22 protein-coding genes, 1 pseudogene and 1 other annotated feature are annotated in these 23,559 nt (G+C 37.3%); of the genes and pseudogenes, 20 read left to right on the forward strand and 3 right to left on the reverse strand.

What is annotated here, in order from left to right:
- Positions 1-379 precede the first annotated feature (379 nt).
- On the forward strand, positions 380-910 hold the full coding sequence (locus tag KI369_RS23395) for a BofC C-terminal domain-containing protein (protein WP_212957567.1): 531 nt from the start codon (positions 380-382) through the stop codon (positions 908-910).
- A gap of 12 nt (positions 911-922) precedes the next feature.
- On the opposite strand, the gene KI369_RS23400 is transcribed toward KI369_RS23395, so the two are convergent.
- Positions 923-1,867, reverse strand: a complete 945-nt coding sequence (locus KI369_RS23400) for an iron-hydroxamate ABC transporter substrate-binding protein (RefSeq protein WP_212957568.1) — start codon at positions 1,865-1,867, stop codon at positions 923-925.
- Positions 1,868-2,055: 188 nt separating this feature from the next.
- On the opposite strand from KI369_RS23400, the gene ruvA reads away from it, so the two are divergent.
- The 6 genes from ruvA to yajC are packed head-to-tail and all read left to right on the forward strand — an operon-like array spanning position 2,056 to position 6,389.
- Positions 2,056-2,673 (forward strand): Holliday junction branch migration protein RuvA, encoded by a 618-nt coding sequence (gene ruvA / locus KI369_RS23405; protein ID WP_212957569.1) that lies wholly within the window; start codon positions 2,056-2,058, stop codon positions 2,671-2,673.
- A gap of 5 nt (positions 2,674-2,678) precedes the next feature.
- Positions 2,679-3,680, forward strand: a complete 1,002-nt coding sequence (gene ruvB, locus KI369_RS23410; RefSeq protein WP_000344450.1) for a Holliday junction branch migration DNA helicase RuvB — start codon at positions 2,679-2,681, stop codon at positions 3,678-3,680.
- Positions 3,677-3,877: a DUF2905 domain-containing protein gene (locus KI369_RS23415; RefSeq protein WP_000138163.1), complete on the forward strand. Its 201-nt coding sequence runs from the start codon at positions 3,677-3,679 to the stop codon at positions 3,875-3,877. The genes ruvB and KI369_RS23415 overlap by 4 nt, the downstream gene beginning before the upstream one ends.
- Before the next feature lie 19 nt (positions 3,878-3,896).
- The gene (gene queA / locus KI369_RS23420) at positions 3,897-4,949 is read left to right on the forward strand and encodes a tRNA preQ1(34) S-adenosylmethionine ribosyltransferase-isomerase QueA (RefSeq protein WP_212957570.1); all 1,053 of its coding nucleotides are present in this window, start codon (positions 3,897-3,899) and stop codon (positions 4,947-4,949) included.
- Positions 4,950-4,961: 12 nt separating this feature from the next.
- A complete protein-coding gene (tgt, locus tag KI369_RS23425) occupies positions 4,962-6,101 on the forward strand; it encodes a tRNA guanosine(34) transglycosylase Tgt (RefSeq protein ID WP_000125362.1) in 1,140 nt (379 codons plus the stop codon).
- A 27-nt stretch (positions 6,102-6,128) separates the two neighbouring features.
- A complete protein-coding gene (gene yajC / locus KI369_RS23430; RefSeq protein WP_001068068.1) occupies positions 6,129-6,389 on the forward strand; it encodes a preprotein translocase subunit YajC in 261 nt (86 codons plus the stop codon).
- Positions 6,390-6,426: 37 nt separating this feature from the next.
- Here yajC and KI369_RS23435 read toward each other — a convergent pair whose 3' ends face one another.
- Positions 6,427-6,810, reverse strand: a complete 384-nt coding sequence (locus tag KI369_RS23435; protein ID WP_212957571.1) for a TIGR04086 family membrane protein — start codon at positions 6,808-6,810, stop codon at positions 6,427-6,429.
- Positions 6,811-6,913: 103 nt separating this feature from the next.
- Between KI369_RS23435 and KI369_RS23440 the strand changes: the two genes are divergently transcribed.
- On the forward strand, positions 6,914-7,561 hold the full coding sequence (locus KI369_RS23440; RefSeq protein WP_212957572.1) for a DUF421 domain-containing protein: 648 nt from the start codon (positions 6,914-6,916) through the stop codon (positions 7,559-7,561).
- A gap of 29 nt (positions 7,562-7,590) precedes the next feature.
- On the opposite strand, the gene spoVB is transcribed toward KI369_RS23440, so the two are convergent.
- The gene (gene spoVB, locus KI369_RS23445) at positions 7,591-9,150 is read right to left on the reverse strand and encodes a stage V sporulation protein B (protein ID WP_212957573.1); all 1,560 of its coding nucleotides are present in this window, start codon (positions 9,148-9,150) and stop codon (positions 7,591-7,593) included.
- Between the two features lie 171 nt (positions 9,151-9,321).
- Between spoVB and KI369_RS23450 the strand changes: the two genes are divergently transcribed.
- The 12 genes and pseudogenes from KI369_RS23450 to aspS all read left to right on the forward strand — a co-directional run bounded on the left by KI369_RS23450 (position 9,322) and on the right by aspS (position 23,434).
- Positions 9,322-9,606 (forward strand): post-transcriptional regulator, encoded by a 285-nt coding sequence (locus KI369_RS23450; RefSeq protein ID WP_212957574.1) that lies wholly within the window; start codon positions 9,322-9,324, stop codon positions 9,604-9,606.
- A gap of 269 nt (positions 9,607-9,875) precedes the next feature.
- On the forward strand, positions 9,876-12,140 hold the full coding sequence (secDF, locus tag KI369_RS23455; RefSeq protein WP_212957575.1) for a protein translocase subunit SecDF: 2,265 nt from the start codon (positions 9,876-9,878) through the stop codon (positions 12,138-12,140).
- Between the two features lie 153 nt (positions 12,141-12,293).
- Positions 12,294-13,187: a cation diffusion facilitator family transporter gene (locus KI369_RS23460; protein WP_212957576.1), complete on the forward strand. Its 894-nt coding sequence runs from the start codon at positions 12,294-12,296 to the stop codon at positions 13,185-13,187.
- 101 nt (positions 13,188-13,288) lie between these two features.
- Complete coding sequence (recJ, locus tag KI369_RS23465; protein WP_212957577.1) at positions 13,289-15,628, forward strand: single-stranded-DNA-specific exonuclease RecJ; 2,340 nt, start codon at positions 13,289-13,291, stop codon at positions 15,626-15,628.
- 47 nt (positions 15,629-15,675) lie between these two features.
- Complete coding sequence (locus tag KI369_RS23470) at positions 15,676-16,188, forward strand: adenine phosphoribosyltransferase (protein ID WP_000346214.1); 513 nt, start codon at positions 15,676-15,678, stop codon at positions 16,186-16,188.
- A gap of 210 nt (positions 16,189-16,398) precedes the next feature.
- Complete coding sequence (gene relA / locus KI369_RS23475; protein WP_001262809.1) at positions 16,399-18,582, forward strand: GTP diphosphokinase; 2,184 nt, start codon at positions 16,399-16,401, stop codon at positions 18,580-18,582.
- 17 nt (positions 18,583-18,599) lie between these two features.
- A complete protein-coding gene (locus KI369_RS23480) occupies positions 18,600-19,040 on the forward strand; it encodes a D-aminoacyl-tRNA deacylase (RefSeq protein WP_212957578.1) in 441 nt (146 codons plus the stop codon).
- Positions 19,041-19,155: 115 nt separating this feature from the next.
- Positions 19,156-19,487, forward strand: a pseudogene (locus tag KI369_RS23485) (YrdB family protein).
- 79 nt (positions 19,488-19,566) lie between these two features.
- Positions 19,567-19,758, forward strand: coding sequence for a damage-inducible protein DinB (locus tag KI369_RS23490; RefSeq protein WP_212957579.1), 192 nt, complete (start codon positions 19,567-19,569; stop codon positions 19,756-19,758).
- 85 nt (positions 19,759-19,843) lie between these two features.
- Positions 19,844-20,020 carry a hypothetical protein gene (locus KI369_RS23495; RefSeq protein WP_001242605.1) on the forward strand — a complete coding sequence of 59 codons (177 nt, stop codon included), beginning with the start codon at positions 19,844-19,846 and terminating at the stop codon, positions 20,018-20,020.
- A gap of 54 nt (positions 20,021-20,074) precedes the next feature.
- Positions 20,075-20,305: a binding site (T-box leader), on the forward strand.
- Positions 20,306-20,374: 69 nt separating this feature from the next.
- Positions 20,375-21,646 (forward strand): histidine--tRNA ligase, encoded by a 1,272-nt coding sequence (gene hisS, locus KI369_RS23500; protein ID WP_038356659.1) that lies wholly within the window; start codon positions 20,375-20,377, stop codon positions 21,644-21,646.
- A 12-nt stretch (positions 21,647-21,658) separates the two neighbouring features.
- Complete coding sequence (aspS, locus tag KI369_RS23505; RefSeq protein ID WP_212957580.1) at positions 21,659-23,434, forward strand: aspartate--tRNA ligase; 1,776 nt, start codon at positions 21,659-21,661, stop codon at positions 23,432-23,434.
- Positions 23,435-23,559: the final 125 nt, after the last annotated feature.

Raw genomic sequence — 23,559 nt, forward strand, 5'->3', positions numbered from 1 at the left:
TTATCAATTTATAATTTACATATAATTTATTTGGATTAAAGAGGAAATAAAATATTTTTATAAACATGTTGCACTTATACTTTATTAATGTTATATTAGCAAAGCGATGAGCTAATTTACGTAAGACGAGAGATATGCTTAAGTGCTAAACACGCGAATGTGGTCGCCTGGTCTCTCGCCGTAAACGCATCAAGACGCCTGCTTTGCAGGCGTCTTTCATTTTATATAAAAACAAATGCTAATGTAGATAAGGTAAAACTTTATCTGCATTTTTTTATTTTCGAGAGAAATGTAATATGGTCATTTATATGGATAAAACCCCCATTTCCGGAAAAGCTACTAATGAAAGTTTGATCTTGCCTAAAAGAGGTGAACGGAAATGAGATGGATACTGATTGCGATGCAAGCTTTCGTTATGATGTTTTGTTTCGTTTATGAAACGAATGTGAAGGCGGAAGGGCCAGTACCAGAAGTAACAGAAAAAGAGCCTGAAGTTACAATTTTATTAGAGCGAATGTATGTTGATGGAGAAGTAAGTGAGGAAATATTTACAGAAAAAGTAGCAGACTTAGAAAAGTTTTTACAGCAATATAAAGAATGGCAACTCGTTGATCGTGATGATGTGCAAATTGTATTACAAAAGAAAGTTGATGATATTTCTCCGTTATTAAAAACGAGCGGTTATTTTGGAGTATCAGAGGAAGGGATATTACAAATTTTCAAAGGTGTACCGAAAAGTGATAATGCGATTCATTCCTTCTTTCAAATTGATATGAAAAAGCTGGAGAGTTATGAGCGTGCGAAATTGAAGCGTGGTATTCGCATTAAATCAAAAGAAGGTTTTGTGAAGACGATTGAAAAAATGAAACAATATGCAGTGCAGAATAAGAAAAAAAGCAGCTCATGGTGAGCTGCTTTTTTCTTATTTATTCTTAGCTAAAATTTCTTTTGCGATTTCATCAATTAGCATATCTTTTCCGATTGGATTGAAAGCTTTCGTATTGAAGATTTCGTTTGATACTTCATATACGTGATTGTTTTTTACAGCTTTATTGTCTTTCCAAACGGCACTGTTTTTGTAGTCTTCGTAAACTTTATCAGCTTCGCCGCCAAAGTTTACAATAAACATTTGATCAGGCTGGAATGCAACAAGACCTTCTAGTGATACTTGTGCCATCGTTTGTTTTAAATCTGTACCTTTTGTTGCTGGAAGTTTTAAGTCGTTAAAGATGATGTCACCGTATCCGAAGCTACCGTATACACGGAAGTTTTGTGGTGTAACTGCGACGAACATAAAGTTCTCATCTTTTGTTTTTTCTTTAATTTTTTTAGATAAAGAATCTGCTTTTTTATCGTAGTCTGCAATCCATTTGTCTGCTTTCTTTTCTTCGTCAAATAGTTTACCAACTTCTTTAAACTTACCGCGCCAGTCTTCTAAGTTTGTTTCTAAAACAACTGTCGGTGCAACCTTTTCTAATTGGTCATAAATCTTCAATTGACGATTATTTAAAATAATTAAGTCTGGTTTTAAAGCAGTAACAGCTTCTAAATCAACTTTAGGTGCCCAATACCAACCTACTGCTTTTACACCATCTAATTTCTCTGTTAAATGATTTTGGATTTTATCTTTATATGTATTTGCTGTACCAACAGGTTTGTGTCCAAGAAGTAATAATTCTTCTGTTGATCCAGATAAGTCAACAATTCTCTTTGGATTTACTGGAATTTTGGCTTCCCCTTTAGCGTGTTTTACAACTTTTGTTTTCGGTTGTTCTTTCGCTTTTGATTCTTCTTTTTGAGAAGAACAGCCAACGATAGAAAGAACGACTAGCATAATCGTAAATAAAATAAATAGTTTCTGTTTCATCCTGATGTAACCCCTTTAATTAGTATTGATAATCATTATCGACTTCTGTATATTAAGTTGAATTATATTTTCTGTCAATGGAAAATAACAGAAGTTTGTAATAGAGAACATTTGTTGGGGTAGTCTCGCTTTTCTATCATTAAATATGTTAAAATGGAATACATGATTTAAGAGGGAGAGATCGTATTTTGTTTGAATATGTTACAGGTTACGTGGACTATGTAGGACCGGAATATGTCGTAATTGACCATAATGGAATTGGGTATCAAATTTTCACACCAAATCCGTATGTATTTCAAAGAAGTAAGCAAGAAATCCGTGTCTATACATATCATTATGTGAGAGAAGATATTATGGCACTTTACGGGTTTAAAACACGTGAAGAGCGTTTATTATTTACAAAGTTGTTAGGTGTATCTGGCATTGGACCAAAAGGCGCTCTTGCAATTTTAGCTTCTGGTCAAACAGGGCAGGTCGTTCAAGCGATTGAACATGAAGATGAGAAGTTTTTAGTGAAATTCCCGGGCGTCGGAAAGAAAACAGCGCGCCAAATGATTTTAGATTTAAAAGGAAAGCTAGCAGATGTCGTGCCAGATGCATTTGTTGATTTATTCTCAGATACAGAACGTTTTGATGAGAAGAAAGGTTCATCAGCTGAGCTTGATGAGGCGCTGGAAGCCCTGCGCGCACTTGGATACGCAGAACGAGAAGTTTCTCGCGTTGTACCAGAGTTATTAAAAGAATCATTAACAACGGATCAGTATATTAAAAAGGCACTTAGTCTTTTACTAAATGGTAAGAGGTGAGTATAATGGACGAACGTCTCCTTTCAGGGGAATCTGCATATGAAGATGCGGATTTAGAATATTCATTACGGCCACAGACGCTCCGTCAGTATATTGGCCAAGATAAAGCGAAACATAATTTAGAAGTATTTATTGAAGCGGCGAAAATGCGTGAAGAAACGTTAGATCACGTGCTTTTGTATGGACCACCAGGTCTGGGTAAAACGACGCTTGCAAATATTATTGCAAATGAAATGGGCGTTAATGTTAGAACAACTTCAGGTCCAGCAATTGAAAGGCCAGGAGATCTAGCAGCTGTATTAACAGCGCTTCAGCCAGGGGATGTATTATTTATTGATGAAATTCATCGCTTGCATAGATCGATTGAAGAAGTGCTATATCCTGCGATGGAAGATTTTTGCCTTGATATTGTAATTGGAAAAGGGCCATCAGCTCGGTCTGTACGTTTAGATTTACCACCATTTACATTAGTTGGAGCGACGACGCGTGCGGGGGCATTATCAGCGCCGCTTCGTGACCGTTTCGGTGTACTTTCGAGACTAGAATATTACACAGTAGATCAGCTTTCTGCGATTGTAGAACGTACAGCAGAAGTGTTTGAAGTTGAAATTGATTCGTTAGCTGCACTAGAAATTGCAAGACGTGCTCGTGGTACACCTCGTATCGCGAATCGTTTATTACGACGTGTACGAGATTTCGCACAAGTTCGTGGTAACGGAACAGTTACAATGGAAATTACACAAATGGCGTTAGAACTACTGCAAGTAGATAAATTAGGTCTAGATCATATCGATCATAAATTATTGCTTGGTATTATTGAGAAATTCCGCGGTGGCCCAGTCGGGTTAGAAACGGTTTCGGCAACGATCGGAGAAGAATCTCATACGATTGAAGATGTGTATGAGCCGTATTTATTACAAATTGGCTTTTTACAACGAACGCCAAGGGGCCGAATTGTAACGCCGCTTGCATATGAGCATTTCGGTATGGAGATGCCAAAAGTATGACGGAGATGCCAAAATTGCTTATTACAGCAGGTATCTTACTCATCGTTGTCGGATTAGCTTGGAAGTTCATTGGAAGGCTTCCAGGCGATATTTTTGTGAAAAAAGGAAACGTTACCTTTTATTTTCCGGTCATTACATGTATTGTGTTAAGTATTGTATTATCTTTTATTATGTATATAATAAATCGATTCAAATAAGAAATAGGTGGATATAGTTATGGATATAAATCTGTTTGATTTTCATTTACCAGAAGAACTGATTGCACAAGTCCCGTTAGAAGATCGTGAAACATCAAGATTAATGGTGTTAGACCGTGAAACAGGGAATATTGAGCATAAACATTTTACGGATATTCTTTCTTACTTACATGAGGGAGATTGCTTAGTTTTAAATGAAACGAAAGTAATGCCTGCTCGTTTGCATGGTGTGAAAGAAGATACAGGCGCGCACATTGAAGTACTTCTTTTAAAACAAGAAGAAGGCGATACGTGGGAAACGCTTGTTAAGCCAGCGAAACGTGTAAAAGAAGGAACTGTTATCTCTTTTGGCGAAGGGAAATTAAAAGCAACTTGCATTGGAACTGCAGATCAAGGTGGACGTCAGCTTGAATTTTCATATGACGGCATCTTCTATGAAATTTTAGATGAACTTGGGGAAATGCCACTTCCTCCATATATTAAAGAGACGCTAGAAGATCGTGATCGCTATCAAACAGTATATGCGAAAGAAATCGGTTCAGCAGCAGCGCCGACGGCAGGACTTCACTTTACAGAAGAGTTACTGGAGAAGTTAAAACAAAAAGGCGTTGAATTAGCTTTCATTACACTTCACGTAGGGCTTGGAACATTTAGACCAGTTTCTGCCGATACGATTGAAGAACACCATATGCACGCAGAATATTACCATATGTCTGAAGAGACAGCGGCATTATTAAATCGTGTGAAAGAGAGTGGTGGACGTATTATTACGGTAGGTACGACTTCAACTCGTACGCTAGAAACAATTGCGACAGATCATGATGGCAAGCTTTGTGCTGCTTCTGGCTGGACAGACATTTTTATGTATCCAGGTTATGAATTTAAAGCAATTGATGGTTTGATTACAAACTTCCATTTACCGAAATCAACATTAATTATGCTTGTAAGTGCATTTGCAAACAGAGATAATGTACTTCATGCTTATAATGAAGCAGTAAAAGAAAAATATCGTTTCTTTAGCTTCGGTGATGCAATGTTCGTTGCATCTCACGCTAAAATGGGAAACAAATAAAAGGAGTAAATTATGACAGCAATTCGTTATGAATTTATTAAAACTTGTAAACAAACAGGTGCCCGTTTAGGACGCGTACATACGCCGCACGGTTCATTTGATACACCAACATTCATGCCAGTTGGTACACTTGCAACAGTTAAAACAATGTCACCAGAAGAATTAAAAGCAATGGATTCTGGCATTATTTTAAGTAATACGTATCATTTATGGCTACGCCCAGGTCACGAAATTATTCGTGAAGCAGGTGGTTTGCATAAATTTATGAACTGGGATCGTGCAATCTTAACGGATTCTGGTGGTTTCCAAGTATTCAGTTTAAGTGACTTCCGTCGTATTGAAGAGGAAGGTGTTCACTTCCGTAATCACTTAAATGGAGATAAATTATTCTTATCACCAGAAAAAGCGATGGAAATTCAAAATGCATTAGGATCAGATATTATGATGGCATTTGATGAGTGTCCACCATTCCCAGCTACTTTTGAATATATGAAGAAGTCTGTAGAGCGTACAAGCCGCTGGGCAGAACGTTGTTTAAAAGCGCATGAACGTCCACAAGATCAAGGTTTATTCGGTATCGTACAAGGCGGAGAGTTCGAAGAGCTTCGTCGTCAAAGTGCAAAAGACCTTGTTTCAATGGACTTCCCTGGTTACGCTGTAGGCGGTTTATCTGTTGGAGAACCAAAAGATATTATGAACCGTGTACTTGAGTTTACAACACCACTTCTTCCAGATAATAAGCCGCGTTACTTAATGGGAGTAGGTTCTCCTGATTCATTAATCGACGGTGCAATTCGTGGTATTGATATGTTTGACTGCGTACTGCCAACTCGTATCGCTCGAAATGGTACATGTATGACAAGTGAAGGCCGTCTAGTTGTAAAAAATGCGAAATTCGCAAGAGACTTCGGTCCGCTTGATCCAAATTGCGATTGCTATACATGTAAAAATTACTCTCGTGCGTACATTCGTCACTTAATGAAATGTGATGAAACGTTCGGAATTCGTTTAACGTCTTATCACAACCTTCATTTTCTGTTAAACTTAATGGAGCAGGTGAGACAAGCTATTCGTGAAGACCGTCTTGGCGATTTCCGCGAAGAATTCTTTGAACAGTATGGCTTTAATAAACCGAATGCTAAAAACTTCTAATACATAATTTAAAAGGAGGAAAAAAAGATGAATCCAGGTATGATGAATATCGTTATGATCGTTGCGATGTTTGCGATTTTCTATTTCTTATTAATTCGCCCGCAACAAAAGCGTCAAAAAGCAGTTGCTCAAATGCAAAGTGAGTTATCAAAAGGTGATGCTATCGTAACAATCGGTGGTTTACACGGTACAATCGAATCAGTAGATGATACGAAAATCGTTATTAAATCTGGTGGTTCACACTTAACTTTTGATCGCAATGCGATTCGTGAAGTTGTGAAAAACTAATGAGGAAGGCCCTGCATGAAATGTGCAGGGCCTTTTTTTAGTTGTTTTGTTTTGACATATTTACACCGAAAATACCACCGAGTGTACTCGCGCCCATTAACGCTAATTGATAAAGTAACTGTGAGTTCGATAAAGTTTGAGAGAAGCCTAAATAGTTAACTAGAAAAACAAGTATAGCGAATGTAAGACCTGTTGTGAAACCTACTAGCCAACCTTTCCCTTGTGCTTTTTTGCCGGCAGTAAATCCGGATATAAGCATAGATAAAAGAGCTAGTATAAAAATAGTAACAGCTAATGTCCCTTCGTTCATATCTGTAAACTTTAATAAAAGAGCCATAACCATGCTAATAATTGATGCAAGAATTAATAAGGTAATGATACCAAAGCCGATTGCAGTTGATAATTTTTTCGTTCCATCCATGTATACATTCCCCCTTTTTAATACAAGCATATTTTCCTTTTGCCTAAGTTAGACTAGTTTCTTTTTTATAGGGGAGTCTATACGTAAAAAAGGAGATGTAGAAATGGAATGGGTATCAATCATTGGCCGGACGATGCTTTTGTATATCATCATATTAATTATTTTTCGTCTTATGGGTAAACGTGAAATTGGAGAGCTAAGTGTATTAGATTTAGTCGTATTCATTATGCTTGGCGAAATGGCTGTAGTCGCAATTGAAAATACCGATAAATCACTTTGGCACCAATTAGTTCCGATGACGTTTCTTATGTGCATACAAATCATTTTGTCAGTCATATCATTAAAGTTTCAACGATTTCGGCATTTAATAGAAGGTGAGCCAGCTATTCTTGTAAATGCGGGGAAAATTGATGAAAAGAAGATGAGAAAGCAGCGTTATAATATAGATGATTTAATGATGCAATTAAGGGAGCAGGGAGTCGGAGATATCCGAGATGTAGAATACGCAATTTTAGAACCATCTGGGAAGTTATCTGTCTTTCAAAAACAAAAAGGTAAACAGGATGCATTACAATTTACTCTTCCTCTTATTATTGATGGGGAAATTCAATCTAGTCATTTGCAAATGATTGAACATACAGATGAATGGCTCATTGGGAAATTACAAAACTTAGGTTATAACGATATAACACAAGTTTTGTACTGCAGCTTTCAAAATGGACAATTTTTTGTTGATTTAAAAGAAAACTAGAGGCTTACCATATGAAATAGTAAGCCTGTTTATTTCAAAAATGAAAGTTTACGAATGATAGGGAGACGGCTTAATTCTTCTTTTCGAATCAGTTTGAAAGTGAAGAGTAGGATGGTATAAACGATTGTTGTTAAAATGATTTCCCATAACGTTTGTACACCGAGCGAATGAGAAAAAACAATATACTTATGAAGGTAAAAACCGAAGCTACCTGCAATACCGATGGCAAGTCCGCCGAAAATGTAGTCTTTTGCGTAAATGGTAAATGTAATTTTCTTTAAAACAGTAGCGTAATGAAGAAATGTTACCGTTACTATATTTGCTGCAATTGCGAGGGCAACCCCCATCATTTGAAATTCTGGCCTTGAAGCTAGTACAAAAATAACGATTAATTTCACGATGGCGCCAATAAATGTATTCATCATTGCAGCCCGTGCTAAGTTTAAAGCTTGTAAAACAGAGGTAAGTGGACTTTGAAAGTAATGAAATAAAAAGCAAGGTGCAAGAAGCTGGATGAATGCTGTTGCACTATCTGATCCATACATAAGAGTTAAAACAGGAGAAGCAAACACGTATAATATAACAACTGACCACCCGCCAGTAATTAATGAAATGCGAAGAGCTTGTTGTAAGCGATGTTCCACTAATTTATGCTGTCTTTTGGCCATCGCTTCACTGATAGATGGAACGAGTGCTGTAGAAAGCGCGTATGTAATAAAGGCTGGCAGTGAAAGAAGTGGGAAGGCATAACCGTTTAATATACCGTATTGCTGGGTTGCGACAGAGGCAGCAACACCGGCAATCGCTAAGCTTTGCATAACGACGATAGGTTCAAAAAAATAGGAAACAGAACCAATTAAACGACTTCCTGTAGTTGGAAGTGCAATATCCATAAGAGAATAAAATGTCCCCTTGCTTTCCTTTACAGTAGTGAAAAATCCAGAGCGTATTGATAAGTGTTTTTCGCGCTGAAATAAAGTGAGTAAAAATAATAACGATGCAACTTCACCAAGAACGGCTGATAACATAGCGCCAGCTGCAGCGTATTCTACACCGTAAGGTAAAAATAACTGAATGCATATAGCGATAATGGTAATGCGGACAACTTGTTCTATAACTTGAGCATAAGCGCTAGGTTTCATATTTTGTTTCCCTTGGAAATAACCGCGTAAAACAGAAGAAACAGCAATAACAGGAACGACAGGTAAAATGGCCATTAATGGATAGTACGTTCGTTCATCAGTTAATAATGTTTTTGCTAAAATGGGCGTGAGGAGCATAATTCCAATTGTTAAAATGATACTAATAACGGATGTAACGGCTAATGATACTGTTAATATTTTTTTAACTCTTTGTTTATCGTTCACAGCTTCTGCTTCTGCTACGAATTTTGCGATTGCGACAGGAAGGCCGATTTGTGTTAGTGTAATTGCTAGAATAAATGTAGGAACGGCCATCATATAAAGGCCAACGCCTTCTTCTCCTAAAATACGTGCCATTACAATTCGGTTAATAAATCCCAGGATTTTGGTAATAAAGCCGGCTATCATTAAAATAAATGCGCCTTTTAAAAAGCTTTGTCTCGTCATGGTCTTCTCCTACCTTCTCAAAATCAGTGGAATGATTTACAATAATTTATATGCACGTACGAGACAAGAATGACAAGCATTTAAGAGAGTGCTCTTGAAAGTAGTTATTGCTGTCCATTAGAGCGGGATTAAAAGCGACTTTTCGTGCGAAATAAGAAGGAGATGTTATATATGTTAGATAGAGAGGCTTTGGTAGAATCATACCGCGGACAGTTACAAGTCGTTTTAGAAAGTAAAGTAGAAGAATTTCACATGTTTGGTTATGACCGAGTGACAGATAATGATATTTGGAAGTTTCTTAAGGTGAAAAAATGGAAAAAGATAGATAGTGACATTAGGTTATATGAATTAGTGAATGACGTATTAACAGTAAGTGCTAATGAATATATGACTTATTTAACTGTTGAAGCATATCAAGCACCACTTTGGTCATTTGATGAATATGAAAATAAATAACCGACTGCAATTGGTTTGTTCTTCCTTTTGCAGTATAATGATAGGTATTGATAAAGAGGAAATGATTATGTCTAAGATTATATATAAAGGGGGTAGTGAAGAGAGAAAATAAATAACGAAAGTGTAGGTATTGTGAAAAACTTACCGACGCGGCTAGTGATGAACTAGCAAAATTATAGAAAGGAAGTCTACTAACTAGGCGTATGCACACGTGTAAAGTGAATCGTAAGAGATTTATTTAAAGTGTTAGTAGCAGAAAGAGGGTACATATGGCAAAGCGTGGTACGAGAATTGCCGCCTTTTTCCTCATCGTTTTATTAATCGGTGGAGTAATTGGTGCGGCAGGAAAAGACATAGCAAAAGGAATTAGTCTAGGACTAGACCTTCGCGGTGGTTTTGAAATTCTGTATGAAGTAAAACCAGCCAAAAAAGGTGATAAAATCGATCGAGACGTACTTGTAAGTACAGTAGGTGCTCTTGAAAATCGTGTCAATGTTCTCGGTGTAAGTGAGCCGAACATTCAAATCGAAGGGCAGGACCGAATTCGTGTACAGCTTGCTGGTGTACAAGATCAGCAAAAAGCACGTGAAATGTTATCAACACAAGCGAAATTAACATTCCGTGATGTAGATGACAATCTTCTTATGGACGGAACGGATTTAAAAGGCGGCGGAGCGAAGCAAACATTCGATGAGCAAGGCCGTGCGAGCGTAGGTCTTACACTAAAAAGCGCTGAAAAATTCCGTGAAGTGACTGAAAAAATTTCAAAAATGCCACCACCAACGAATTTAATGGTAATTTGGCTTGATTTTGAAGAAGGAAAAGATTCATACAAAGCAGAATCTGCAAAACCGAATCCGAAGTTCTTATCAGCAGCAACAGTAAGCCAAGTGTTTAATCAAGCTGAAGTATCTATCGTAGGTGGAAACTTCACAGTTGAAAGCGCGAAACAACTTTCATCTTTATTAAATGCAGGTGCACTTCCTGTTGATTTAAAAGAAATGTATTCAACATCTGTTGGAGCGAAGTTTGGTCAACAAGCGTTAGAGCAAACGATTTTCGCTAGTGCGATTGGTATCGCTCTTATTTTCTTATTTATGCTTGTATTCTACCGTTTACCAGGACTTGTAGCGGTTATTATGTTAGGTCTATACATTTTCGTTACATTACTTGTCTTTAACTGGATGCATGCAGTTCTTACGTTGCCAGGTATTGCGGCGTTAGTGCTCGGGGTAGGTATCGCAGTTGATGCGAATATTATTACGTACGAGAGACTGAAAGAAGAGCTGAAAATTGGTAAGTCAATGATGTCAGCATTCCGTGCTGGTAACCATCGTTCATTAGCAACCATTTTAGATGCGAACATTACAACACTTGCAGCAGCTGGTGTATTATTCGTTTATGGTAATAGCTCTGTAAAAGGGTTCGCAACAAGTTTAATCGTAAGTATTTTAGTTGGTTTCGTTACGAACGTATTCGGTACTCGTTTCTTACTAGGATTACTTGTAAAGAGCCGTTACTTCGATAAAAAACCAGGATACTTTGGTGTAAAACAAAAGGATATTATTCCATTAACAAAAGGTGTAGTACATCCACCGACAAGATTTGATCGTATTAACTTCGTAAATATCGGTCATAAATTCCTTGTTTTCTCGATTGTAGTTGTAATTGCAGGCGCAATTATTTTACCAATTTTCAAATTGAATCTTGGTATTGACTTTGCGAGTGGTACACGTATCGACTTGCAATCAAAAAAAGCTGTTACTGTTTCTGATGTTCATAAAGATTTTAAAGAATTGAACATTGATGTGAAGGAAGAAAACATTGTACCGACTGGGGATGACAATAAAGGATTCGCAGTTCGTACATTAGGTGTTTTATCAAAAGATGAAATTGCGAAAACAAAAACATTCTTCCATGATAAATATGGTACAGATCCAAACATAAGTACAGTTTCACCAACAATTGGTAAAGAAATTGCACGAAATGCATTTATCGCTGTACTGATTGCTTCTGCGGTTATCATTTTATACGTAAGTATTCGATTCCGATTTACGTATGCATTATCTGCAGTACTTGCATTACTACATGATGCATTCGTTATGGTTGTTATATTTAGTATTTTCCAATTAGAGGTAGACTTAACGTTTATCGCTGCGGTGTTAACAATCATCGGTTATTCTATTAATGACTCCATTGTTACATTTGATAGAAACCGTGAATTATACAAACAGAAAAAACGAGTTCGCGATATAAAAGACTTAGAAGAAATCGTAAATGCAAGTATTCGTCAAACGCTTGGTCGTTCAATTAACACCGTATTAACAGTGTTATTCCCGGTAATTGCGTTACTTATCTTCGGTAGTGAGTCATTACGTAATTTCTCGTTTGCTTTACTTGTCGGATTAGTTGTAGGTACGTACTCTTCTGTTTTCGTCGCTTCTCAAATTTGGTTAATGCTTGAAAACCGTCGTTTGAAAAAGGGGAAAAACAAGAAAAAGGTTGAGAAAGTAGAATCTGAACCGCAAGTATAAAAAAGATGATGTCTCTTTATGAGGCATCTCTTTTTTCGTTTGTGGATACAATAAGATAGCAACTTTGAAATGGAAAAATGGAAGAAAGTGGTGATGTTATCGCTGTTTTTGTTACAATAAAAAGATAGGTTAAGAAAAGAAGGGATTTTAATTATGGAAAAAGATGAACGTTTTAAACAGGCCGAGTTTGGTGCTATTGTCGGGATCGTTGGTAATATTATATTAGCGATTGTAAAGGCGGTAATTGGTTATATTGGGAACAGTAAAGCGCTATTAGCGGATGCCGTGCATTCTGCATCAGATGTAATTGGTTCTTTAGCTGTACTGTTTGGATTGCGAGCAGCAAAACAGCCGCCAGATGAAGATCATCCATATGGTCATGGTAAAGCGGAATCGATTTCAGCGATTATTGTTGCGGTATTATTATTTATTGTAGGAATCGAGATAGCGATTTCGTCTATAAAAGCTTTTTCGCAGGAACTAGAACCACCGAAAGCGATTACGATTTTTGCTGTCGTTCTTTCGATTATCGTGAAAGAAGGAATGTTTCAATATAAATTCCGATTAGGGAAAAAGGTAAATAGTGATGCAATTATTGCAAATGCATATGAGCACCGTTCGGATGTGTTTTCTTCAATTGCAGCTTTAATCGGTATTTGTGCAGCGATTATTGGTGGTAAATTCGGATTAGATTGGCTTGTATATGCCGATCCGATTGCAGGATTATTTGTTTCACTTCTTGTTGCAAAAATGGCGTGGAGTATCGGGGCAGAAGCAATTCATGCAACGCTTGATCATGTTCTTCATGAGGAAGATGTTATTCCGCTTAGAGAAGCAGTACTTCAAATAGATGGTGTGAAAAAAATCGGTTCTTTATATGCAAGGGAGCATGGCCATTACGTTATTGTTGATATTAAAGTTTCGGTAGATCCATATATTACTGTCGAGGAAGGGCACCGCATTGGAAAACATGTAAAAGAAACGCTGATGGAACAAGATAACGTACAAAATGTGTTCGTACATATAAATCCGTATTCTCCAAATTAAAGATCATTAACATTTTTGTATGCAGATATTGCATCGTAGTTTGCATGATATTGTCACCCCTTAATCTGTCTTGTATAATGAACAGGTTAAGGGGTGATTTCGTGTTACAACCGAAGACGCGTTGGAAAGAAAAAGAATATAATGACGAGCGAGTGAGTGAATTAGCAAGTAAATTACAATTATCACCACTTGTCGTTTCGTTATTCCTCGGTAGAGGACTAGATACAGAAGATAAGATTTTAGATTTTTTAAATACAGAAAATCAAGAATTTCATGATCCATTTTTATTAGAAGGAATGGATAGAACGGTAGAACGTGTAAATAAGGCGATTCAAAATGGAGAGCAAATATTAATATTTGGTGACTACGATGCGGATGGAGTAAGTAGTACGACTGTGTTATACCTTGCCTTGCAAGAATTAGGTGCAGACGTAGAATTTTATATTCCAAACCGTTTTACTGAAGGTTATGGACCAAACGAAGAAGCGTTTCGTTGGGCGCATAGCGCAGGGTTCTCGCTAATTATTACTGTCGATACTGGTATCGCAGCAGTACATGAAGCGAAGGTAGCGGAGGAGCTTGGGGTAGATCTTATTATTACAGATCACCATGAGCCACCACCAGAATTGCCAGAAGCACTTGCGATTATTCATCCGAAATTAGATGGCGGTGTATATCCGTTTCACTATTTAGCTGGTGTAGGTGTTGCGTTTAAAGTGGCACATGCACTATTAGGACGTGTGCCAGAACATTTATTAGAAATTGCAGTAATTGGTACAGTAGCCGATTTAGTATCACTTCATGGTGAAAATAGATTGCTGGTGAAGCGCGGTTTAAAACATATGCGCATGACGAAAAATATCGGACTAAAGGCGCTGTTTAAAGTTGCTAACGTTTCACAAAGTGAAATTACAGAAGAGAGTATAGGCTTCTCGATCGCACCGCGTATTAATGCGGTTGGGCGTTTAGAAGATGCTACGCCGGCTGTACATCTTTTATTATCAGATGATCCAGAAGAAGCGAAAGAGTTGGCTGAAGAAATTGATGAGTTGAACAAACTGCGAAAAGATATTGTAAAGCAAATTACAGAAGAAGCTATCGCTGAAGTGGAAAATAATTTCCCGCCAGAAGATAATAAAGTACTAGTGCTTGCAAAAGAAGGCTGGAATCCAGGTGTAATTGGAATTGTCGCTTCTAAATTAGTTGAACGTTTTTATCGTCCAACAATTGTACTGAGCATTGATCCTGTAAAAGAAACAGCAAAAGGTTCAGCACGTAGTATTGCAGGATTTGATTTATTCGCAAACTTGTCAGATTGTAGAGAGTTATTGCCACACTTCGGAGGTCATCCGATGGCAGCAGGAATGACGCTACATATGAATGATGTAGTTGAATTGCGCCGCCGCTTAAATGAACAAGCAGATACAATTTTAACAGAAGAAGATTTTATTCCAATTACAGCCGTTGATGTCTTTTGTAAAGTGGAGGATGTAACACTTGCAGCAATTGAAGATATGCAAAAGTTAGCGCCATTTGGTGTTGGAAATCCAAAACCACGTATTGCAGTGAAAGATGCAGATCTAGAAAGTATTCGAGCAATCGGATCAGATGGTTCTCATTTGAAAATGGCTCTTCGCGATGGACAAGCAACACTGGATACAATCGGATTCGGTTTTGGTGCGTATGCGAAAGAAATTTCTCCAGTTGCAAAGGTATCTGTAATAGGGGAAGCATCTATCAATGAGTGGAATAATTTTAAGAAGCCGCAATTAATGGTACAAGATATTGCGGTAGAGGCGTGGCAATTATTTGATTGGCGTAGTATGCGTAACGTAGAGGCAAATTTAGCAGAACTTCCGAAAGAAAAAATTACGATGGTGTATTTTTCTGAAGAGGTGTTGAATAAATTTTCTTTAGAAGACTATAAAGAGCATATGATGCATGCATCAGAAGTAACCCAGTTAGATGATCAATACATCGTGTTACTTGATTTGCCAAAAGGAACAGATGAATTACGAGATCTATTTAAGGTTGGGTTCCCGTCGCGAATTTATACACTATTTTATCAAGAAAATAATCATTTATTTAGTACCGTTCCAACGAGGGAACACTTTAAATGGTACTACTCATTCTTAAGCCAAAAATCACCATTTTCTTTAAGACAATACGGGGAACAACTGTGTCGTCATAAAGGTTGGTCAAAAGATACAGTAAATTTCATGACACAGGTGTTTTTTGAGTTAGAATTTGTTACAATAAAAGATGGCGTCATTTTTATGGCAGACAAAAAACAAAAGCGTGATTTAATTGAATCGAACACATATCGTGAGAAAATGAACCACTTACAATTAGAAAAAGAATTGGTTTATAGCACATATCAGCAACTATATACATGGTTTGAAACGATTCGTAATCATAAAGAAGTAGAACAGTTAGGGTAAAGGATTTGTATTTACAAACCTTTTAGATCTGAGGAGGATTCAGAAATATGGATTTCAAGCAACATATCGCAATTGTACCGGATTATCCAAAAGAAGGTATTGTGTTTAAAGACATTACACCGTTAATGAACGACGGTAAAGCATACAAAGCAGCAACAGATGCAATCGTTGAGTATGCAAAAGAGAGAGACATCGACCTTGTAGTAGGACCAGAAGCACGTGGCTTTATTATCGGTTGCCCAGTTTCTTATGCATTAGAAGTAGGTTTTGCTCCAGTTCGTAAATTAGGAAAATTACCACGTGAAGTAATTACAGTTGACTATGGTAAAGAATATGGTAAAGATGTTTTAACAATCCATAAAGATGCAATTAAGCCAGGTCAACGCGTGTTAATTACAGATGACTTATTAGCTACAGGTGGAACAATTGAAGCGACAATTAAGTTAGTTGAAGAGCTAGGCGGAGTTGTAGCTGGAATTGCATTCTTAGTAGAACTTACTTACTTAGATGGTCGTAAAATGTTAGATGGTTACGATGTATTAGTATTAGAAAAATACTAATCGCTATATAGGTAAAACTACGGTGATAAAAAGTACCCGTGAATCTCTTGGAGAGGAGCGGGTACTTTTGTATAATTGAACAAAAAATTATGGTGAAATGTCAGTAAAATCTTTTCCTTTTCACAATTCACAATCATTGGGTTATAATGATAGAATATAATTTATTCTATTTAATAAAGATAAAGTCAATTTTCAATAAAAGGTGATTCGATGGCAAATGAGCAGGTACTAACAGCTGAACAGGTACTCGAGAAAGCAAGTCAATATTTAGTGGATGAAGATATTGAGCTAGTAGCACGTGCCTATGAATATGCACGCGATGCACATAGCGAACAATATAGAAAATCGGGTGAACCGTACATTATTCATCCAATTCAAGTTGCAGGTATTTTAGTTGATTTACACATGGATCCAGCTACAGTATCAGCAGGTTTCTTACATGATGTAGTAGAAGATACAGAGATTACATTAGAAGATATTGAACGGGAATTTAATAAAGAAATTGCTATGCTTGTCGATGGTGTGACAAAGCTCGGAAAGATTAAATATAAATCTCATGAGCAGCAACAAGCAGAAAACCATCGCAAAATGTTTATTGCAATGGCTCAAGATATTCGAGTTATTTTAATTAAACTAGCTGATCGTCTTCATAACATGCGTACATTGAAACATTTGCCTCAAGAGAAGCAGCGTCGCATTGCGAATGAAACGTTAGAAATCTTTGCACCTTTAGCACATAGACTCGGAATTAGTACTATTAAATGGGAGTTAGAGGATACATCACTTCGCTATTTAAATCCACAGCAATATTATCGTATTGTAAATTTAATGAAGCGTAAACGTGCAGAACGTGAAGAGTATTTAGACGAAGTAATGACTGGTATTCGTGAGAAATTAGACGAAGTTGCAATTCAGCCTGAAATTTCTGGAAGACCAAAACATATTTACAGTATTTATCGTAAAATGGCACTGCAAAATAAACAGTTCAATGAAATTTACGATTTATTAGCTGTACGTGTCGTTGTAAATAGTATTAAAGATTGTTATGCGGTACTTGGAATTATTCATACGTGCTGGAAGCCGATGCCAGGTCGTTTTAAAGATTATATTGCAATGCCGAAAGCAAATCTATATCAATCTCTTCATACGACTGTAATTGGGCCGAAAGGTGATCCGCTTGAAGTGCAAATTCGTACGAAAGAAATGCATGAAATTGCAGAATTCGGGATCGCGGCACACTGGGCGTATAAAGAAGGAAAAACAGCAGAAACAACAGGCACATTAGAGAAGAAACTTACATGGTTCCGTCAAATATTAGAATGGCAAAATGAAGCTTCTAATGCAGAAGAGTTTATGGAGTCATTAAAAATTGATTTATTTTCTGACATGGTATTCGTCTTTACACCGAAAGGCGATGTAATGGAATTGCCACTTGGATCTGTTCCGATTGATTTTGCATATCGTGTACATTCAGAGATTGGAAATAAAACAATTGGTGCAAAAGTAAACGGTAAAATGGTGACGCTTGATTATAAATTAAAAACAGGCGACATCATTGAAATTTTAACATCGAAACATTCGTATGGACCAAGTCAGGATTGGGTGAAACTTGCTCAAACATCTCATGCAAAAAACAAAATACGTCAATTCTTTAAGAAGCAACGTAGAGATGAAAATATTGAAAAAGGCCGTGAACTTGTTGAGAAAGAAGTGCGTAGCCTAGAGTATGAGATGAAAGAAGTATTAGCACCTGACAATTTAAAACGTGTTGCTGAAAAATTCAACTTTGCAAATGAAGAAGATATGTTTGCGGCAGTTGGGTATAACGGCATCACTGCATCGCAAATTGTTACGCGATTAACGGACAAGTTCCGTAAGCAACGTGAAGAAGAAGAGATTGTTGAAGTTAAAGAAGTTCGTAAACCGATGAAAATTCGAAAATGGGATTCTGGTGTTAAGGTAAGTGGTGCGGATAATTTATTAATTCGTTTATCAAAGTGCTGTAACCCAGTACCCGGTGATGATATCGTTGGATATATTACGAAAGGCCGAGGCGTATCAATCCACCGTCGTGATTGTGTAAATGTTCATACAGAAGAAGCTATAGAACGTTTATTAGAAGTAGAGTGGGAAGGTAGTCCTGAAAAAGAAATTGAGTATAACGTTGATATTGAAATTTCAGGTTATGATCGCCGTGGTTTATTAAATGAAGTATTGCAAGCTGTTACAGAGACGAAAACGTACATTTCGGCGGTTTCTGGTAGAAGTGACCGTAATAAGATGGCGACAATTAATATGTCAATCTCTATTCGTAACTTACAGCATTTGAAAAAAGTAGTAGAACGCATTAAACGTGTTCCAGAAATTTATGCAGTACGACGCATGATGCATTAATAGGGAGTGTAGAAAAGATGAGAGTTGTTTTACAACGATCAAAAGAAGCGTCTGTCACAGTAGACGGTGAGATCGTAGGACAAATTCCGTTCGGTTTAACATTACTAGTTGGCATTACGCATGAAGATACCGAAAAAGATGCAACTTACATTGCAGAAAAAATTGCGAACTTACGTATTTTTGAAGATGAGAGCGGAAAGATGAACCATTCTGTACTTGATGTAGAAGGACGAGTTCTATCAATTTCGCAATTCACATTATACGGAGATTGCCGTAAGGGAAGACGTCCAAACTTTATGGATGCTGCCAAACCTGATTATGCAGAGCGTTTATATGATTTCTTTAATGAGGAAGTTCGTAAGCAAGGATTGCATGTAGAAACAGGGAAATTCGGAGCAATGATGGATGTTTCTTTAATCAATGATGGTCCGGTGACTCTAATTGTGGAAAGTAAATAGTGTTGCTTAAGAAGAGAGGATGATATCATCCTCTCTTTTTTATACATTGTTGTATGTTTTGTTCATTTAATATAGGATGAATTTGAAAGGGAATAAAAGGAAAATAAGGTGTAGCATGCTTCAAGAATTCAATATAGCTTTACGTTTTATGCTAGAGTTATGTGTTCTTGGAATTGTTGGATACTGGGGATTTCGAGTAGGAACAATAATGGCTATAAAAATTACACTTGCGATTATTCTGCCGATTATTGTTGCTGTCATATGAGCACTATTTGGAGCGCCGCACGCAGAATGGGAAGTACAAGGTATGCTACATGTACTTTTAAGATAATCTTATTTGGAATAGAAATTGCAGCATTGTATCATTTGAAGCATCCTATTTTAGCGAGTGGACTTGCGATTATTATTGTTGTGAATCGAGTGTTAATGTTTATTTGGAATCAATAGATTAGGTCATTACTTATATAGTATAATGTAAAAAATAGTAAAAATATTCGAGTGTATGTGTGATAAGGGGAGATAGTATATGAATTGGTCAGTCTTTAAAGATTTAAAATTTTTATTGCAATTTAGCTTAGCTATTCTTTTCAATGCATTAGGAATTATTTTCGCAGTGTTAAGTTACGGTACTTGGGTAATATTTGTAATGGCAGCGATGGTTGCAACATTCTTTATGATTCAAAGAGGTAATTATTTATATAAGAGCGTTATGGAATAGTGTTATTCGTTTGTATGTATAACCCTTTCATCAATATGGAACAATAAAAAGTAAAACATCTATATTGAATGTGAGGGATATACGTATGCGTATGAATGAAAAAGGGCATTCTGTTACAAATGGTGCAAATCAACTGTTTAACGTAAATTTTCATGATTTTATTTCAAAAGAGCAAAACAATACTTCAATGGAGCTCGCTTCTGAGTTTGGGATTTCTCTTCAAGATGTAAAGCGTCTAAAGAAGCAGATTGAGCGCTCTTAGAGTACTTGACAATCGTACTCAACAAACGTATAGTAATTTTATATTTACATATGAATATAACCGTTGATAGAGAAGAGTAAATGAGACACACATGGAAAGAGAAGAAATGTCTTAGGCTGAAAACATTTCTGCATGATGACTGATTGAATGACACTCTAGAGGTTTCAACTTGAACGGCATATATGCTTAGTAGGGATGAACGCACATTTAAGCGTTATTAAAAAAGTGGAAGCATACGTGCTTCAATTAGGGTGGCACCACGGGTATAATACTCTCGTCCCTACTGTTCAAACAGTAGAGGCGGGAGTTTTTTTATTTTTATTAAGATTAAAACAATTTGAGGAGGAACTGAATATGTCTATTCAAATCCCACGCGGAACGCAAGATATTCTTCCAGGCACTGTTGAGTTATGGCAGTATATCGAAGGGCAAGCACGCGAAATTTGCCGTCGTTACAACTATAAAGAAATTCGTACACCAATTTTTGAACACACTGAGCTATTTTTACGTGGTGTTGGTGATACGACAGATATCGTACAAAAAGAAATGTACTCATTCCAAGATCGTGGGGAGCGCAGTTTAACATTACGTCCAGAAGGTACTGCACCTGTTGTACGTTCTTACGTTGAAAACAAAATGTTCGGTGATGCAACACAACCAACGAAATTATACTATATCGGTCAAATGTTCCGTTACGAAAGACCACAAGCAGGTCGCTATCGTCAATTCGTACAATTCGGTATTGAAGCAATCGGTAGTAACGATCCTGCGATTGATGCAGAAGTAATTGCACTTGCTGTAGAGTTTTACCGCGGCATGGGCTTAAAAAATATTAAAGTTGTATTAAACAGCTTAGGTGATGCGGCGAGCCGTCAAGCGCACCGTGATGCGTTAATCGCACACTTCGAGCCACGTATTGGTGAGTTTTGTTCTGACTGCCAATCTCGTTTAGAAAAGAACCCTCTTCGTATTTTAGATTGTAAGAAGGACCGTAACCATGAATTAATGGGAACAGCGCCATCTATTACAGAATACTTAAACGAAGATTCAGCAGTGTACTACGACAAAGTTCAAGAGCTATTAACGATGATGGATGTTCCATTTGAAAAAGATCCGAACTTAGTACGTGGTTTAGATTACTACCAACATACTGTTTTTGAAATTATGAGTGAAGCAGAAGGATTCGGTGCTATCACTACATTAAGCGGTGGTGGACGTTATAACGGGCTTGTACAAGAAATCGGTGGGCCAGAAATGCCAGGTATCGGTTTTGCGATGAGTATCGAACGTTTAATTATGGCGCTAAAAGCTGAAAACATCGAATTACCAATTGAACATAGTATTGATTGTTATGTTGTAGCGCTTGGTGAAAAAGCGAAAGACCATGCTGCGAAAGTTGCGTTTGATCTTCGTAAAGCTGGATTATCAGTTGAAAAAGATTATTTAGATCGTAAAATGAAAGCACAGTTTAAATCAGCAGATCGTCTAAAGGCGAAATTTGTAGCTGTATTAGGGGAAGATGAGCTAGATAAAGGCATCATTAACTTAAAAAATATGGCAACAGGCGAACAAGAAGAAGTAGCATTAGATGTATTCGCTTCATACGTAGCAGAGAAATTAATATAGGGGGAACTTACAGTGGCTGAAAGAACACATGCATGTGGAAAAGTAACAGTAGAAGCAGTTGGACAAACAGTTCAATTAAAAGGTTGGGTACAAAAACGCCGTGATTTAGGTGGATTAATCTTTATCGACTTACGTGACCGTACAGGTATCGTGCAAGTTGTATTTAACCCAGAAACATCAAAAGAAGCGTTAGAAATAGCAGAAACAATTCGTAGCGAATACGTATTACACGTAGAAGGTACAGTTGTTGAGCGTGGTGAAGGCGCAATTAATGACAATATGGCAACTGGTCGTATTGAAGTACAAGCAACGAAAGTAAATGTATTAAATGCAGCGAAAACAACGCCAATCATTATTGCTGATGATACAGATGCATCCGAAGATGTGCGTTTAAAATATCGTTATTTAGACTTACGTCGTCCTGTAATGTTCAACACATTCAAAATGCGTCACGACGTAACGAAAACAATTCGTAACTTCTTAGACACAGAAGATTTCTTAGAAGTAGAAACACCAATTTTAACGAAGAGCACACCAGAAGGAGCTCGTGACTATTTAGTACCAAGTCGTGTACATGATGGTGAATTCTATGCATTACCACAGTCTCCGCAGCTATTTAAACAGCTTCTTATGGTCGGCGGATTTGAGCGTTACTATCAAGTAGCACGTTGTTTCCGTGACGAAGATTTACGTGCAGACCGTCAACCTGAATTCACGCAAATCGATATCGAAGCTTCATTCTTAACACAAGATGAAATTTTAGATATGATGGAGCGCATGATGACGAAAGTTATGAAGGATGCAAAAGGTGTAGAAGTAAGTGCACCATTCCCTCGTATGAAATATGCTGATGCAATGGCTCGCTACGGTTCTGATAAGCCAGATACACGCTTTGAAATGGAACTAACAGACTTATCTGAGTTTGCAGCAGGTTGTGGTTTTAAAGTATTTACAAGTGCTGTAGAAAGCGGTGGACAAGTAAAAGCAATTAATGCAAAAGGTGCTGCGGGCAAATACTCTCGTAAAGATATCGATGCATTAACTGAATTCGTAAAAGTATACGGTGCAAAAGGTCTAGCTTGGCTTAAAGTTGAAGAAGACGGCTTAAAAGGACCAATCGCGAAATTCTTCGGTGAAGAAGAAGCAAACGCGTTAATGACTACATTAGAAGCTACTGCTGGTGACTTATTACTATTCGTAGCAGATAAGAAGAGCGTTGTTGCAGATAGCTTAGGTGCACTTCGTTTACGTCTAGGTAAAGAGCTTGAGTTAATTGACGAAAGTAAATTTAACTTCCTATGGGTAACGGATTGGCCACTTCTTGAGTACGATGAAGATGCAGATCGTTACTTCGCAGCTCACCACCCATTCACAATGCCATTCCGTGAAGATGTTGAGTTATTAGAAACGGCACCAGAAAAAGCACGTGCACAAGCATATGACCTTGTATTAAACGGTTATGAGCTTGGTGGTGGATCACTTCGTATTTACGAGCGTGACGTACAAGAAAAAATGTTCAAAGCACTTGGATTCTCACAAGAAGAAGCACAAGAGCAATTCGGATTCTTATTAGAAGCATTCGAATACGGTACGCCACCACACGGCGGTATCGCATTAGGTTTAGACCGTCTTGTTATGTTACTTGCAGGCCGTACGAACCTTCGTGATACAATTGCATTCCCGAAAACAGCAAGCGCAAGCTGCTTATTAACAGAAGCTCCAAGCCCAGTTGCAGAAGCACAGCTTGAAGAGTTAAACTTAAAATTAAGCTTAAAAGAACAGAAGTAAGAATAGGGTCTAGATGGTTATACTAATACCATCTAGGCTTTTTTTTGAAAGGGTTGTTTAAAAAGTCCGGTTTAGATAACTGTCGCATCTCATCGTTACGTATGCCAGTCCGGTGCTCGAGTAGT

It is taken from the genome of Bacillus sanguinis (assembly GCF_018332475.1).
GTDB lineage: Bacteria > Bacillota > Bacilli > Bacillales > Bacillaceae_G > Bacillus_A > Bacillus_A sanguinis.

Coding starts and splice junctions, on each gene's coding strand:
- relA (WP_001262809.1), top strand. CDS start 16,399: ATGGCAAATGAGCAGGTACTAACAGCTGAACAGGTACTCGAGAAAGCA.
- KI369_RS23450 (WP_212957574.1), top strand. CDS start 9,322: ATGTTAGATAGAGAGGCTTTGGTAGAATCATACCGCGGACAGTTACAA.
- tgt (WP_000125362.1), top strand. CDS start 4,962: ATGACAGCAATTCGTTATGAATTTATTAAAACTTGTAAACAAACAGGT.
- KI369_RS23490 (WP_212957579.1), top strand. CDS start 19,567: ATGAATTGGTCAGTCTTTAAAGATTTAAAATTTTTATTGCAATTTAGC.
- spoVB (WP_212957573.1), bottom strand. CDS start 9,150: ATGACGAGACAAAGCTTTTTAAAAGGCGCATTTATTTTAATGATAGCC.
- KI369_RS23470 (WP_000346214.1), top strand. CDS start 15,676: ATGGATTTCAAGCAACATATCGCAATTGTACCGGATTATCCAAAAGAA.
- ruvB (WP_000344450.1), top strand. CDS start 2,679: ATGGACGAACGTCTCCTTTCAGGGGAATCTGCATATGAAGATGCGGAT.
- KI369_RS23435 (WP_212957571.1), bottom strand. CDS start 6,810: ATGGATGGAACGAAAAAATTATCAACTGCAATCGGCTTTGGTATCATT.
- queA (WP_212957570.1), top strand. CDS start 3,897: ATGGATATAAATCTGTTTGATTTTCATTTACCAGAAGAACTGATTGCA.
- hisS (WP_038356659.1), top strand. CDS start 20,375: ATGTCTATTCAAATCCCACGCGGAACGCAAGATATTCTTCCAGGCACT.
- yajC (WP_001068068.1), top strand. CDS start 6,129: ATGAATCCAGGTATGATGAATATCGTTATGATCGTTGCGATGTTTGCG.
- KI369_RS23460 (WP_212957576.1), top strand. CDS start 12,294: ATGGAAAAAGATGAACGTTTTAAACAGGCCGAGTTTGGTGCTATTGTC.
- KI369_RS23480 (WP_212957578.1), top strand. CDS start 18,600: ATGAGAGTTGTTTTACAACGATCAAAAGAAGCGTCTGTCACAGTAGAC.
- KI369_RS23440 (WP_212957572.1), top strand. CDS start 6,914: ATGGAATGGGTATCAATCATTGGCCGGACGATGCTTTTGTATATCATC.
- KI369_RS23495 (WP_001242605.1), top strand. CDS start 19,844: ATGCGTATGAATGAAAAAGGGCATTCTGTTACAAATGGTGCAAATCAA.
- KI369_RS23415 (WP_000138163.1), top strand. CDS start 3,677: ATGACGGAGATGCCAAAATTGCTTATTACAGCAGGTATCTTACTCATC.
- KI369_RS23400 (WP_212957568.1), bottom strand. CDS start 1,867: ATGAAACAGAAACTATTTATTTTATTTACGATTATGCTAGTCGTTCTT.
- secDF (WP_212957575.1), top strand. CDS start 9,876: ATGGCAAAGCGTGGTACGAGAATTGCCGCCTTTTTCCTCATCGTTTTA.
- KI369_RS23395 (WP_212957567.1), top strand. CDS start 380: ATGAGATGGATACTGATTGCGATGCAAGCTTTCGTTATGATGTTTTGT.